This window comes from Moritella dasanensis ArB 0140 (assembly GCF_000276805.1).
In the GTDB taxonomy this organism is placed as follows: domain Bacteria; phylum Pseudomonadota; class Gammaproteobacteria; order Enterobacterales; family Moritellaceae; genus Moritella; species Moritella dasanensis.
In genome coordinates this window covers 41,576-55,261 of the sequence record NZ_AKXQ01000007.1, presented here as the reverse complement: position 1 = coordinate 55,261, position 13,686 = coordinate 41,576, and the positions used below count along the sequence as shown (strand labels likewise).

8 protein-coding genes and 2 pseudogenes are annotated in these 13,686 nt (G+C 38.3%); 2 read left to right on the top strand and 8 right to left on the bottom strand.

The window, feature by feature from the left end; translation table 11 throughout:
- Window positions 1-25: 25 nt before the first annotated feature.
- The 4 genes from A923_RS0107405 to A923_RS0107385 form a co-directional block, all read right to left on the bottom strand.
- Window positions 26-1,621, bottom strand: a complete 1,596-nt coding sequence (locus A923_RS0107405; RefSeq protein ID WP_017221030.1) for a GGDEF domain-containing protein — start codon at window positions 1,619-1,621, stop codon at window positions 26-28.
- Window positions 1,622-1,801: 180 nt separating this feature from the next.
- Entirely contained in the window at window positions 1,802-3,472 is a 1,671-nt protein-coding gene (gene ettA / locus A923_RS0107400) for an energy-dependent translational throttle protein EttA (RefSeq protein ID WP_017221029.1), read from the bottom strand.
- A 166-nt stretch (window positions 3,473-3,638) separates the two neighbouring features.
- On the bottom strand, window positions 3,639-4,187 hold the full coding sequence (locus A923_RS0107390) for a sugar transferase (RefSeq protein WP_017221027.1): 549 nt from the start codon (window positions 4,185-4,187) through the stop codon (window positions 3,639-3,641).
- A complete protein-coding gene (locus A923_RS0107385) occupies window positions 4,180-5,148 on the bottom strand; it encodes a UDP-glucose 4-epimerase family protein (RefSeq protein WP_026006130.1) in 969 nt (322 codons plus the stop codon). The genes A923_RS0107390 and A923_RS0107385 overlap by 8 nt, the downstream gene beginning before the upstream one ends.
- A 295-nt stretch (window positions 5,149-5,443) precedes the next feature.
- Here A923_RS0107385 and A923_RS0107380 point away from each other — a divergent pair, with 295 nt between their 5' ends.
- Entirely contained in the window at window positions 5,444-7,312 is a 1,869-nt protein-coding gene (locus A923_RS0107380; RefSeq protein ID WP_017221025.1) for a polysaccharide biosynthesis protein, read from the top strand.
- Here the strand turns inward: A923_RS0107380 and A923_RS0107375 are convergent.
- Window positions 7,309-8,439 carry a glycosyltransferase family 4 protein gene (locus A923_RS0107375; RefSeq protein ID WP_033197571.1) on the bottom strand — a complete coding sequence of 377 codons (1,131 nt, stop codon included), beginning with the start codon at window positions 8,437-8,439 and terminating at the stop codon, window positions 7,309-7,311. The two genes, A923_RS0107380 and A923_RS0107375, sit on opposite strands and share 4 nt — an antisense overlap.
- Window positions 8,432-9,337, bottom strand: coding sequence for a glycosyltransferase family 2 protein (locus A923_RS0107370; protein ID WP_017221023.1), 906 nt, complete (start codon window positions 9,335-9,337; stop codon window positions 8,432-8,434). The genes A923_RS0107375 and A923_RS0107370 overlap by 8 nt, the downstream gene beginning before the upstream one ends.
- 173 nt (window positions 9,338-9,510) lie before the next feature.
- Between A923_RS0107370 and A923_RS22495 the strand changes: the two are divergent.
- Window positions 9,511-10,220: pseudogene (locus A923_RS22495) on the top strand (IS5 family transposase).
- A gap of 34 nt (window positions 10,221-10,254) precedes the next feature.
- Here A923_RS22495 and A923_RS23215 read toward each other — a convergent pair.
- Window positions 10,255-11,036: pseudogene (locus tag A923_RS23215) on the bottom strand (IS5 family transposase); the annotation flags it as partial.
- 119 nt (window positions 11,037-11,155) lie between these two features.
- The gene (locus tag A923_RS0107355; RefSeq protein ID WP_017221022.1) at window positions 11,156-13,621 is read right to left on the bottom strand and encodes a hypothetical protein; all 2,466 of its coding nucleotides are present in this window, start codon (window positions 13,619-13,621) and stop codon (window positions 11,156-11,158) included.
- Window positions 13,622-13,686 lie beyond the last annotated feature (65 nt).

Genomic DNA, 13,686 nt, shown 5'->3' with positions numbered 1-13,686 from the left:
CCTAACTAAGCAAGATGAATGCCATTTAACAGACTATTTTCTTTCTTTGTTGGTGATGCTCACTTTTTATCGCATACATTTCATTATCGGCACCCGTCAATAGCTCATCAGCGCTTATATTGGGCTGATAAACACTATAACCAATACTAATACCGATAGAGACATTACACACGGATAAGGCAAATGATTGCAATAGGGTTCGTTCAATTTTGTCACTTAGCTGACCAGCATAAGTCAAATTAGAATTCGATAATAAGATCACAAACTCATCGCCACCTAAGCGGGTTAACAGTTCCCCCGGCCCGCCCAGTAGACGAGATATACGTTGCGCAGCGGCAATAAGTAGTTCATCGCCTGCCGCATGCCCATAGCGATCGTTGACCTGCTTAAAGCGATCCAGATCCATAAACAATAATACCGGACTAATCTTACCCTTCTTAGCGAGGGGGAATATATGCGCGAGGGTATCCATTAACTGCGCCCGATTGGCTAACCCAGTTAAATTATCATGCATTGCCGCATACCGTACATGCTGCTCTGCGCGTTTTCTTTCCAGTACCTCGCGTTTTAATCGTTGATTAACAATCAACAAATAAAATAACCATAAGCCATTAAAAAACAACGTAGCGACAATCACTTTTATCCAGCCCCCCCACTCCTGCCAGTCTATTTTCGCCCGTGGTGGGATATAAATAAAATCACTGAAATCACTGCCTTTGGCCATTAAATCAAAATCAACCAACTGTTGTTGCATATCCAGTAGATGCTGCTGATTGATATAACCGAGCGGCACAAAATCTGGCAAGATAAAATTCCGAATCGTAATCAACTGGTACTTCAGTTTATTGCGTATTTCATTACGTTCTTCACTACGTTCTACTTGTAAACCGACGAGTACATCGAGGGTTTCTTCAGTGTGGGTTAATGCATATTCCCAGCCTTGTAATACGGCCGTACGCACCGCAGCAACACGTTCAGGGTTTAACCTTGCTTCCTGCTCGTTGGTGAATAAGAAGCCATTGTAAAAGTCGATGCCATAGTCTTTCGGCATAAAAATGACCGGTTCAACGCCCTGACGCACGGCATTATAAGGGCCACTGGTTAAATTAATACTTAAGGCGTCAAATTGATTATTCACCAAGGAGGTTATATCTCGCGTAACCACAGGCGATGATATGTTAATTGATTGGATATGGTATTTACGTAATAAACTGATCACTTCGATATCTCGAGATTTAGGCAGTAGTAATACCCGTTTATCATTTAAATCTGCTAACTTATTAATACCTTTGTTTTTTAATACTAATAGCGCGGCCGGAGAATGCTGAAACAGCACTGCAACAGCCACTAATGCTCGACCGTTGGCTTTTTCAATTAATATATCGGCATTGGTGACGCCGTATTCAACCTCACCCTCATCCACCGTTTGAGTTATTGATTGACGAGTGCGCGTTGCCAATAAGTCGACGTCGATCCCTTGCCGTTTAAAAAAATCTTTATGCTGAGCCATGTAATAACCCGCCGACTGAACCATGGGCGCTGGCGGTAACAGAAGACGCACATGGTCACTGTTATGCTCTGCGTGCGCAGATGAGATAAGTCCAACATGCAGCCATAGCATGATGCTCAAAAAAATATGTTTAATAACTATCACGGGGAATACAACAATCCATTGTTTATATCGACTTTCTATTCTGCCTATTTGTTAAATAGAAAGCAAAAAAAAGCCCGTAATATCATGATTACAGGCTTTTAATCTTAATTAGTCTTTGTTGCTATGTCAGTAATACTGACAACGACATTAGCTAATACGTTTGTACTTGATGCGGTGCGGTTGCGTTGCTTCAGGGCCTAACGTTTTCTTCAACCATGCTTCGTAATCTGTGTAGTTACCTTCGTAGAAGTTCACTTGACCTTCATCACGGTAATCTAAGATATGCGTAGCGATACGATCAAGGAACCAACGGTCATGAGAAATAACCATGGCACAACCAGGGAACTCAAGAATTGCTTCTTCAAGTGCACGCAATGTCTCGATATCCAAGTCATTGGTTGGCTCATCCAGTAGTAATACGTTACCACCAGCTTGTAGCAATTTAGCCAGGTGTAAACGACCACGTTCACCACCCGAAAGATGACCAACACGTTTCTGCTGATCGAGGCCTTTAAAGTTAAAACGGCTGCAATAAGCACGTGATGGCATTTCAAAATTGCCGATCTTGATGATATCAAGACCGTCTGACAATTCCTGCCACACAGTATTTTCGCCGTTCATGTGATCACGGAACTGATCAACACTGGCAATTTTTACTGATTCACCAACCGAGATAGAACCCTTGTCTGGAGTCTCACTACCATCGAGCATTTTAAATAGCGTCGATTTACCTGCCCCATTGGGACCGATGATACCGACGATTGCACCTTTTGGCATAGAGAATGATAAGTCGTCAATTAATACGCGACCATCATAGGCTTTACCTAGGTTTTCAACTTCAATTACTTTGTCGCCTAAACGCTCACCCGGTGGGATAAACAGTTCGTTAGTTTCGTTACGACGTTGGTAATCTGATTGGTTAAGCTCTTCAAAACGCGACATACGGGCTTTGCTTTTCGCTTGACGACCTTTTGGATTTGAACGTACCCATTCCAATTCTTTTTCAATCGATTTTTTGCGCGCGCTTTCTTTTGATGACTCTTGTGCTAAACGCTCATCTTTTTGTTCTAACCAAGAAGAGTAGTTACCTTCCCATGGAATACCTTCACCACGGTCAAGCTCTAAGATCCAACCGGCTACATTATCAAGGAAATATCTATCATGCGTAATAGCAACAACAGTACCTTCATAATCAAGTAGGTAACGTTCTAACCAAGCTACAGATTCAGCATCCAAATGGTTGGTTGGTTCGTCAAGTAGTAACATGTCTGGTTTTTCGAGTAACAAACGACAGATAGCAACACGGCGACGTTCACCACCAGAAAGGACTTTAATTTTAGTGTCCCAGTCTGGTAAACGTAATGCATTAGCAGCACGCTCTAGTTGGTTTTCGATGTTGTGACCATCTTGCGCTTGAATGATAGCTTCAAATCTTTCTTGTTTCTTCGCTAGCTTATCAAAGTCTGCATCTGGTTCTGCGTAATCAGCATAAACTTGGTCAAGACCAGCCATTGCATCTTTCAGTTCTGAAATCGCTTCTTCAACAACTTCACGGACTGTTTTTTCTAGATCCAGTACTGGTTCTTGCGGTAAGTAACCAATTTTAGTACCCGCTAATGGACGCGCTTCACCTTCGAAGTCTTTGTCTACGCCAGCCATGATACGTAATAAGCTTGATTTACCTGAGCCGTTTAGACCTAATACGCCGATTTTGGCACCCGGGTAGAAACTAAGCGAGATATCTTTAAGAATGTGACGCTTCGGTGGCACAATTTTGCCAACACGATGCATCGAATAAATAAACTGAGGACCAGCCATTATGTTCTCTTTTAACAAGGAATAAGGAATGTGGGATAAGTTTAAACCTTGGCTGCGGTTGATACAAGGAAAAGAGCGGCTTCAGCCACCCCTCTTCGTTGGCGTCAATCGAACTAGCAATAAAAGCCCAACGTGAGAACCCTAGATTTAAACGATATAAAAAAGATTATTTTACCGCATCACCTGAACCGCTGCCGGTTGCTGTCATGATGATATACTTGAAGTAGTCTTTGATGGTTAAGCTATCGATCATTTGCTTATCTGTTTTAGCAAGTAACTGCGGCGTCGACATATCAATGTTTTGTACCTGAGCTAAACCAGTCACCCCAGGAAGCACCGAATATACCCCTAATGCATCACGCTGTTTTATCAATTCGTGTTGATTAAATAAATTTGGACGAGGGCCAACTAAGCTCATCTCACCTTTTACCACATTAATTAATTGCGGTAATTCATCAATTTTGGTTTTCCGTAAAAAACCACCTAACTTGGTAACAGCGCTAGCGGCAACTAAGTGAGTAGCAACTGACTCTGTTGCTACTGGCATAGTACGAAATTTAATAAGGGTGAATGGTTTTTTATTTTTACCGACACGCGTTTGCATGAATACCGGTGAGCCTGTATCAAAAAAACCTATCACATATACAACTAATAATATCGGCCATAAAAAGAGCAGGCCAACAAAAGCCAATATAAAATCTAATAATCTAATCACAACTATTCACCACAAAACTATCAACGGTTTTCTTAATCCCCACTTCAAAGCTGACAGGAGGAGTCCAATTTAATCTATTTTTTGTATCACTGATATCCACTTGCAGATTCCCACACAGACGTTGGAAAATTTGCGGTTTGGCAATTAATGTCGTAGCAAGCTTAATCCAAGACATAGGTGTAGGTAATAAACGAGATGACTTGTTCATCGCCATTGCAACTGTATTCAATAACTGAGTCGTCGATATATCGTTATCGTCAGAAACCAAAAAAGTACCATTAACCGCATTTCGATGTTCTGCAGCGGTTAAAATAAGATCCACTAAGTTATCAATGAAGACTAAGCTACGCTGATTATTAATCGCTCCTAAAGGTAAAGGGATCCCCTTCTTAACCCAAGACATCATTGATTGAAAATTTGCTTTCACACCCGGCCCATAAACCAAAGGTGGACGAATTATCACCACTTCTAAGCCGGTTTCTTCAGCAATTTTCTTTAAGCCGATCTCTGCATCATATTTACTCTTACCATAAGGGTCTGTAGGAGACTGGTTAGCTTGAACTGAAAAAGGATAACCGGCATCTGTGAACTCACCATTAACTTTGATTGAACTAAGAAAAATAAATCGTTTTACCCCCAATTCAGCGGCCTGATGCGCTAACTGTAAGGTGCCTAAGGTGTTCACGTCACTGTAAGCAACTAACGCATCTGCCTCAGACTCTTTCATTTGATGGACTCGAGCAGCACAATGAACGATACATTCAACACCTTTCAATGCACGCGACCAATCTGTAGCCGCATTAATACTCGGTACGATAACCTTTTCAATAGCCTCTTCAGCAACCGTATTGTTGATCGTCGCGTTACGAACTTGTGCTAAACAATGCCAGCCTTTCGCATTCGCCACGTCTAATACGCGCTTACCTATAAATCCCGAGCTTCCTGTCACTAATATTTTCACATTATTCTCACCACTTTCTCAAAAAATATTTATACGAGTGTTGATACGAACGACAACCTCTAAATTGAATAGACTATAATCATCATGTCAAAACAGAGGTTAAAATGATTAAGAGTACAATCTAAACCATAAGTTTAATCTTAAATATGCTGGTTATTCGAACTTATGTTGAGAAACACTAGCAAGCTAAGCTAAACAAAACTAGAATAGTGCAGATTATACTATATAAATACCTCGTTATTCATAAAATGAGGTACAAGATATCCAGAATCTATTAACAGAGCAGCATTCAAGCATGTTTACACCAATTCAAAAGCTACTTAATACCACACGAAAGAATAAACGCATTATCTCGGTCACTTTCGATATTCTGGCTATTATCACCTCGCTATACTTAGCTATCGCCTTTCGATTAGGTACCATTGATTTCCACGTTAATATCGAAGGTATCGCAAGTCTACTCATCACACTTACGATTACCATTACCGCACTTATAAAACTGGGCATGTATCGAGCGGTACTACGCTACATGATGCTGCCGACGATTGGTAATATCTTCTTTGCAGCCTTCATATCAGCAACGACTCTCGCCATTAGCGGTTTCTTTTTTCACTCCTTCATACCTCGAAGTGTACCGTTTATTTATGCTGGTCTAGCTGTTTTCGCATTAGGTGGGCCGCGTATTCTAGTAAAAACATTCTATTACCAATATTATAAACGCCAAAAACCAAATGTTGTGATTTATGGTGCGGGTTCAACAGGCCGCAATCTTGCTTATGCACTTATTCAGGGAGATGATTACCATCCTGTCGCTATTTTAGATGATGAAAAAACTAAAATAGGCCAGGTTATTTATGGCTTACAAGTACATCACAGTTCAGAGTTTAAACAATTACAATCACTGTATGCACCTGAAAAATTATTAATGGCCATCAATAATATCAACAAAGGCGAACGATTACGTTTAGTTGAAAAATTATCTCACTGGCCAATAGAGGTACTCTCCGTCCCTTCTATTGAAGACATCGCGTCAGGTAAAGCCCGTGAAACAGAAATCCAAGATTTAGATGTTTCAGACTTACTCGGTCGAGCCCCTGTTGCACCCGATAACGAACTGCTGTCGAAAAATATAACCGACCAACGTGTCATGGTAACAGGCGCTGGCGGCTCGATTGGCTCTGAGTTATGTCGTCAAATTTTAGCTCAGAAACCAAAAACATTATTAATGTTTGAGCTTAATGAATACAATCTTTACAAAATAAACCAAGAACTTGAAAGCATAAAAGACAACTTACACATAGAAACACAACTCATTGCTGCACTCGGTTCTGTGCAACGTCAAAACCGTGTAGAAAAATTAATGCAAGCCTACGATATTAATACCGTTTATCATGCAGCAGCTTATAAACACGTACCTCTCGTTGAAGACAACATAGTCGAAGGTATTCGTAATAACGTGTTTGGTACCTTAGCCGTCGCACAAGCCGCTATAAAATGTAACGTGGCTAACTTTACCCTGATCTCTACCGATAAAGCCGTGCGCCCAACCAACATCATGGGCGCAAGTAAACGCATGGCGGAATTAGTATTACAAGCACTGGCAGAAACAGAGAATTGCACAATTTTCACTATGGTGCGCTTTGGTAATGTATTAGGCTCATCAGGCTCTGTAGTACCGCTATTTAAAAAACAAATTAAAAAAGGTGGTCCAGTCACCGTTACACACCCTGATATCATTCGTTACTTCATGTTAATTCCTGAAGCCGCACAACTCGTTATCCAAGCAGGGGCGATGGGGAAAAATGGCCAAGTATTTGTGCTGGATATGGGCGAACCGGTAAAAATCATGGATTTAGCCAAGCGCATGATCCATTTGATGGGTATGAAAGAACACATCAATACCCAAGGTGAAAAAGAGAGTGGCGACATAGAGATTAAATTCACCGGTTTAAGACCAGGTGAAAAATTGTATGAAGAACTGTTAATTGGCGAGCACGTGGAAGGTACAAGTCATCCAAAAATCATGACCGCGCAAGAAGATAAACTAAATTGGTTAGAGATGGGAATACTAATTAGTCAGCTTGATGCTTGTTGCCATGACTTTGATGTGGAGTGTATCAGGCGCATCTTGTTGGATGCGCCTACGGGTTATGCACCAAATTAAACCAATAACAGCTCATCGTATACTTGAAGCGTTTTCTCAAACACCATTTCTTGGGAAAACTCAGCTTCGACTTTTTGTCGCCCATTAACTCCGAATTCTCGACGTTTTTCTTTGCTTTCGAGCAGTTCCTGTAAGCAATTAGCGAGTGAGGCTGAATCATTAGGCGCAGCCAACAGACCATTGAAGCCGTGAGAAACGATCTCGCGACAGCCCGCAACATCTGTCGTGACAATTGGCCTCTGACATGAAGCAGCTTCAATAAGGATACGCGGTACGCCCTCCCCATAAGTCGTAGGTAGACAAACGATATCATTTTGCTTAATTAAGTTTGGCATGTCTTTGATATTACCTAGCCAGTTTATATCTCCATTTTTAGCCCACATCTCGATTTGACATATCGAAATAGCGGATGAAACGTCACTATCAATGATCCCTGCAACATTAAGTGTAAAATCACAACCTCGTTTAACTAATATTTTTTTGGCTTCGATTAAACAGTGAAGGCCTTTGTCTTTTAAAAGACGAGCAGCAAAAAGTACACTTTTATCAGATGGCAAATGTGACGAAGCAAAGCGTTTCAAGTCAATACCCGCACCTTTTATCACGATACTATTACTATTTTTTATAATGCCAACATTTTGAAATAGTGAACAATCTTCACTGTTTTCAAAAATAAATTTTGAGTGATGAACGGATATAGTCTTGTAAAGTGCGATTATTAGACGCCTAAGAATAACAAATTTTAATGATGATGAACTAAAAACAGCCCCGAGCCCGGTAATACTATAAATTATTGGTTTTTTTATAAAAAAACGATTAATAAAACCCGTATAAATATTAGGTTTAATAGTAACGCAATGAATCAAATCGGGTTTAATCATTTTCAACAAGCACTTTAAATGCCAGATGCCCGTAAATTCGCGAAATAAGTTAAGACTCTTACGCTTAACAGAGAACTGGTGGCACGTGAAGCCCATCGCCGTGAGTTCATTTTTTATGGAAGCATCCAAGAAGTTGGTAATAATATGAACGCTATAACCCAAAGATTTGAAATAACTTGCTCGCTCTAACCAGTGAAGACGGAAGTACCAATCAACATTGATAACGAAAACTAATTTTTTACTCATATTTACCATTTTTGTTCATTAGACCGTGGAGAATACCCTTTACAATACATTTGAAATGCTCGAATCGAGGAGAGAGAAAGGACGAAAATACAAAAGCCTGCACCGTCGATTTAATAAAAGTATGCCTTTTCCAACAATAAGGGACATAGGAACGCTTTAATAGCTGATAAAAATTTCGATAGAAATAATAATGGCGTACAGGAGAGTGCGTGGTCAGGTCTCGGCCAAAAAGCTTCAAAGGAGCCTCACCAATTTTGTGATACATTTTCGCATCGAACGCTGCAATACAATGTAAGCCTTTATCCAACGCTCGAAAACCCCATTCGATATCTACGCAATCTATAAAAAGATCATCTTCCATATATCCAACTATATCTAAAGAATCTTTTGATATAAGACAACCTGACGCGATCAAAAAGTCACATTTAGCAAAGTGACGACCCGCTTGTCGGTCACGACTCGGCAAGATCTTTTTTAAGGTTTTATTGCTTGTATCAATGAAAATACTTTCTGAAAAGTTATCTTGGTCAATATGAACTGGACCAACCGCGGCTACATTGACTTCCGCTTCTAAAGCTCGCGTTCGAGTGACAAGAAGGTCTGATATCATAGAGTCGGAAGGTAAACTATCTTGATCAAAAAGTACAAAATCAGTAAAGCCGTTGTTTATTGCCATATTTAGGCCAATGTTTTGGGCATGCGCAATGCCCATGTTACTTGGTAGCAACGTCAAGTTTATTTTTTTTAATTCGCCAAGAGCAAATTTCACAGATCCATTATCAATGATATGTATCAGTGAAACTTGATCAGTTAATTTATCAATCAGATTGAGTAGTTCTTGACGATTTGGATTATGCGTTACAATAATAGCTGCAACATCGTTTCTACATTTCAACATGGAATGGCCTTGTTGATCAAATCAGTTAGAGGTTTGATCATCCCCTTTGTTATAAAATTCTAAATACTTGTGTTTCTTTCAGGCACACATAGGGGCTGTTGATCTTTGGTGAAATTGTAAATATGAGTGGCAACTTCATATAATTCACTTCGCAAAAAAATACAGAGGTTGCCATGGCCCTATTAATGCTCAATGATGAACACTGGTCAAAACTGAAATCTATATTGCTTGAAGACCGTGTCGATGACAAGCCTGAACATCGTAAAACATTAGAATGTATACTTTACCGATTACGAATCGGTTGTGCATGGCGTGATTTACCCAAATATTTTGAGCGATCGAATAACGTTTATCGTCGATTTATTATCTGGTCAAGGAAAGGGCTCCTGTTACGCTTATTTAGAGCTCCTTCTAAAGACAGCGATTGTGAGTGGGAGTTTAATGGAAGCTATATCAAAGCTCATCAGCACAATGCTGGCGCTGCATCTGAGTGTAATCAAGGCATCGGTTTAAGCCATGGTGGTATTTACCCATTGAATTTATCGTCACAAGCGGTGACGTTCATGACAGCAAAGTGGCAAGTGAGATTATCGATAAGCTACCACAAAGTGAATTTGTCATTGCAGATAAAGGTTATGTTAGTGAGCCGATAAGAGAAAATGTGATAAAAAATAACTCAGAGCCAATCATTCCACGTAAACGTAATTCAAAAGAGGGAAATGATGACATTGATTGGTGTTTATACAAATATCGACATCTTGTTGAGAATGCGTTTTCCAGATTAAAACATTTTAGAGTCCTTGCAACGCGATATGATAAGTTGCAAATACACTTTGAAAGCATGCTAGCGTTAGCATGCTCAATAATTTGGCTGCCGATGTGAAAGATCAACAGCCCCCTAGTTTAATGACTTTATTGAGCGTTTTATACCGATACATTGCAGTTTCCGATAACGATCTATCGTGATAACCAGTATCAGCTTTCTACTATTTCAGTTCCCCCGCTTTGAGTGCTATTACAGCTTTATTTATCGCATGACCAGCTTCCCATAATCCAGTACTTTTACGTGGTTGGATAAGTAGTTTAATCTTTTTTCTTCAGTATTTTATGACATTATTTTGTCTCGTACGCACCATCACCTGAGACTTCTGAAATACGTCGACGTAGAGGGTTGAGTAACGAAGGTAGTATTTCACTGTCATTAACATTAACAAGCGTAATTTCAGCTGAAATAATTTCAAGAGTATCAACATCGACCGCCATATGTATTGATGCTGTTCACTGCCGTGCTTCTTAACCTTCCATTCGCCTTCGCCAAACACTTTTAAGCCCTTTGAATGGATGGCGATATGTCGTATAGCACCTCAGGATGGGTTACGATATTTTATTTCACCGTTTTGGCTCGTCTACTTACGCTCTAATAATTGGGACTACGCAATGGAAAATTCATCAGAAATAAAATGGAATCAATAAAGCCTTGTAATAAGCGGAATGGTAGCGAAAATACACGTTTCACTATAAATGCAGTTTCAATCGACACTTCAGAGAATTGAAATCCTCGACCACGCTTTCCATGATGTTTACTGCAAGTCCATGCTTCGATGGCTGATTCGTCTACCCAAAATGTAATTGAGCCACGTTGAGTTAACACACGATTATACTCTGGCCAATTTGTAATGTTGTTCTTCGACTTACAAATCAAGTGAACCTTTTAAAATCCGTGATAATGATCTGCTCACAAAATTTACGAAAGGTTCCCTGATTTAGTCAACAACGCCACATGGAACAATAAGCCTTAACAGTCAATACATTTAAAATTCACAGGTCTTTATTTTTCAAGATTGTAAAAGTATCAGGTCGTCCTGTTTTCTTAAAATCTAATAATTCACCAGAAACAACAATATAAAGATGAGATCCACGATTTATCACATTCTTAATCATACGGCTGTCTCTATCTTTGAATACCACCTCAGAACCCACCTTAAAATTTTGGTTGTTTATTACAGTATTCGGTACAAAAAAACCCACCCAATTACGAGCAATACCTTTTTCCCAATTACGATCAGTAACATAAAACGGCTCTCTATTTTCCAAGACTGTGAAAGTGTCAGGCCGTCCTACTTTTTCATAATCTAACAGTTCATCACCAGAGAGAACAATATGAAGGTAGATCCCACGATTTACCACATCATTAATTATACGGCTACTTCCATCTTTAAATACAACCTCAGAATCTACCTTGAACTTTTGGATGTTGATTGTAGTGTTCTTTACAAAAAATCCCACCCAATTGCGAGCAATTCCTTTTTCCCAATGTCGATCTGTAACGTAAAAAAGATCTGCACTAGGTTTAGTATATGCAACATCAGAATTAAAATAATCATTCATATCAAAGTTAATATGTTGAGCACTGCATTTATAAAATTCTAGATTATAATCCCCACCAATCACAGTAGATGAGAAGGTATTATGATCAAGATCATCCATCAGCACAGGAAACTCAACGTATTGTTGATTATGGTCAACTGCAACATACCCATTCGCATCAGGTGCAAATGAAATATTATTTTGTAACATCATTAAATTACGAGAAAAAATGGATTTTTTTTCAAAAAGATAGTGCAGATTTATTTTATATAATCCAGTATGCTTTGAGTCGATCGTGAATGAGGATTTATTTTCATTTATTGTGCATAATGCATCATCAAAATCCCTTCTATTTCCTTCAACTCTCTTCCAGACAGCAACAGAAGGAGCAAGAAAGTCTAGCTTAAAATTATTTAATATTTCTTTGTAAAACCAAAAATTTTGACTAAAACTCCATGGTTGCCAAAATAACTCTAAGTCAGCCCTAGTAACCACCAGTATATCTGCTTTTTTAATTCGTTCCGTTGCGACTATTCTTATGTCTCCTAACGCATGAATAGCTGAATCAACAGGCAACAAGTGTGCTGCACCTTTAACACCTCCCCATACCCCCCAATACTCTTCAACAACATTTAAACCTTCATGTCTAGATATGTACTCTAGATAAGGAGCCCAACTAATATCCAAGTAACCATCTAAATTATCAACATAAAATTTAGATGAGTCATTTTCTGCTGTTTCTTTTAAATGAGAATAATTAATATAAGAAAGAATAGCTAAAAAAATAATAATTAATAATTTTAGATAAATTAATACTGAACTTAATTTAAGTCTTAAAATAGCCAATTTATAAAAGTAAACAACTGACACAATAATAGACCAAAAATAAAACCCCACAAAGTATCCTCCGATATGCCCTCCAACAGATGATAAAATCCCACCTAAAAAAAGAACAGAACCAATAGAGAATAATAAACAATATTCTAATGATTTATCTTTTATCGAAAAATATAAGCATAAGGCTAAACAAAGTAAAGAGGATGTTAATTTTACATTAAATATATTAAATAGATCTTCAAGAACAAAAACTCTTCTAGATTGCTCATAAGGACCATAATACCACCATTGGTCATTCGCAACGTCAACAAAATTAAATTTTAGAAGTTCGTAATAATGCCCACCAGTAATTAGATATAACAATACAAACCAAAAAAAAAGAGGGAATATAAAAGAAGATATAAAAGAAGATATAAAAGACATTTTACTACCAGACTTTTTAAAAAGTTGGTAGCTAAATATAAACATCGAAAAGTACAAGAAAGTTGGTATAGCTAGATCATTAGACCACAATAAAGAAATAGCTAAAACTACGCCTAATAACAAGTTTTTATAAAATGACGATATTTTTAAGTTAAATATAAGATAGATACTAAATCCAGCTAAATAAGGGATTATCATTCGTATTGGTCGGAGTGAATTCCCTGGAGTCGTTGAGAAAGTAAAAATGTAATTAAATGAAAAATATCCAATCGCTATACATATTAAATATATAATTGAAGCTGTAGAAATCTGTTCTGCTAAACTCATTCGTTTTAAAATAAGACGACAAATGATTACTACTGACAACCATTGAAAAAAATAAACCATCAACTGTGCAGAAAAAACAGAGTCAGAAAGTTCAGCCCCGGAAATAAAGTATATTGGGTAAACTAGAAATGTAGGAGCAATACCAAGATAAGGAAGGAAATCTTTTCCTATAAGTTGCCCATCATTAATTCTAAATAAACTACTCGCAGTTTGGTAATGTCCATCTAAATGTAACGTGGGTATATCAATCGAAACTGATAAAGATAGCACAATAAAAATGAATGCAATGCTAAATAATAAACCCAAGATGGTAATATTTCTTTTAAACAAAATAAATATCCTGTACTCAATATAAAAAATTTAAAAATTAATTTTGATAGATTACTATCACATCA

Coding starts and splice junctions, on each gene's coding strand:
- A923_RS0107405 (WP_017221030.1), bottom strand. CDS start 1,621: ATGCTATGGCTGCATGTTGGACTTATCTCATCTGCGCACGCAGAGCAT.
- ettA (WP_017221029.1), bottom strand. CDS start 3,472: ATGGCTGGTCCTCAGTTTATTTATTCGATGCATCGTGTTGGCAAAATT.
- A923_RS0107380 (WP_017221025.1), top strand. CDS start 5,444: ATGTTTACACCAATTCAAAAGCTACTTAATACCACACGAAAGAATAAA.
- A923_RS0107375 (WP_033197571.1), bottom strand. CDS start 8,439: ATGAGTAAAAAATTAGTTTTCGTTATCAATGTTGATTGGTACTTCCGT.
- A923_RS0107370 (WP_017221023.1), bottom strand. CDS start 9,337: ATGTTGAAATGTAGAAACGATGTTGCAGCTATTATTGTAACGCATAAT.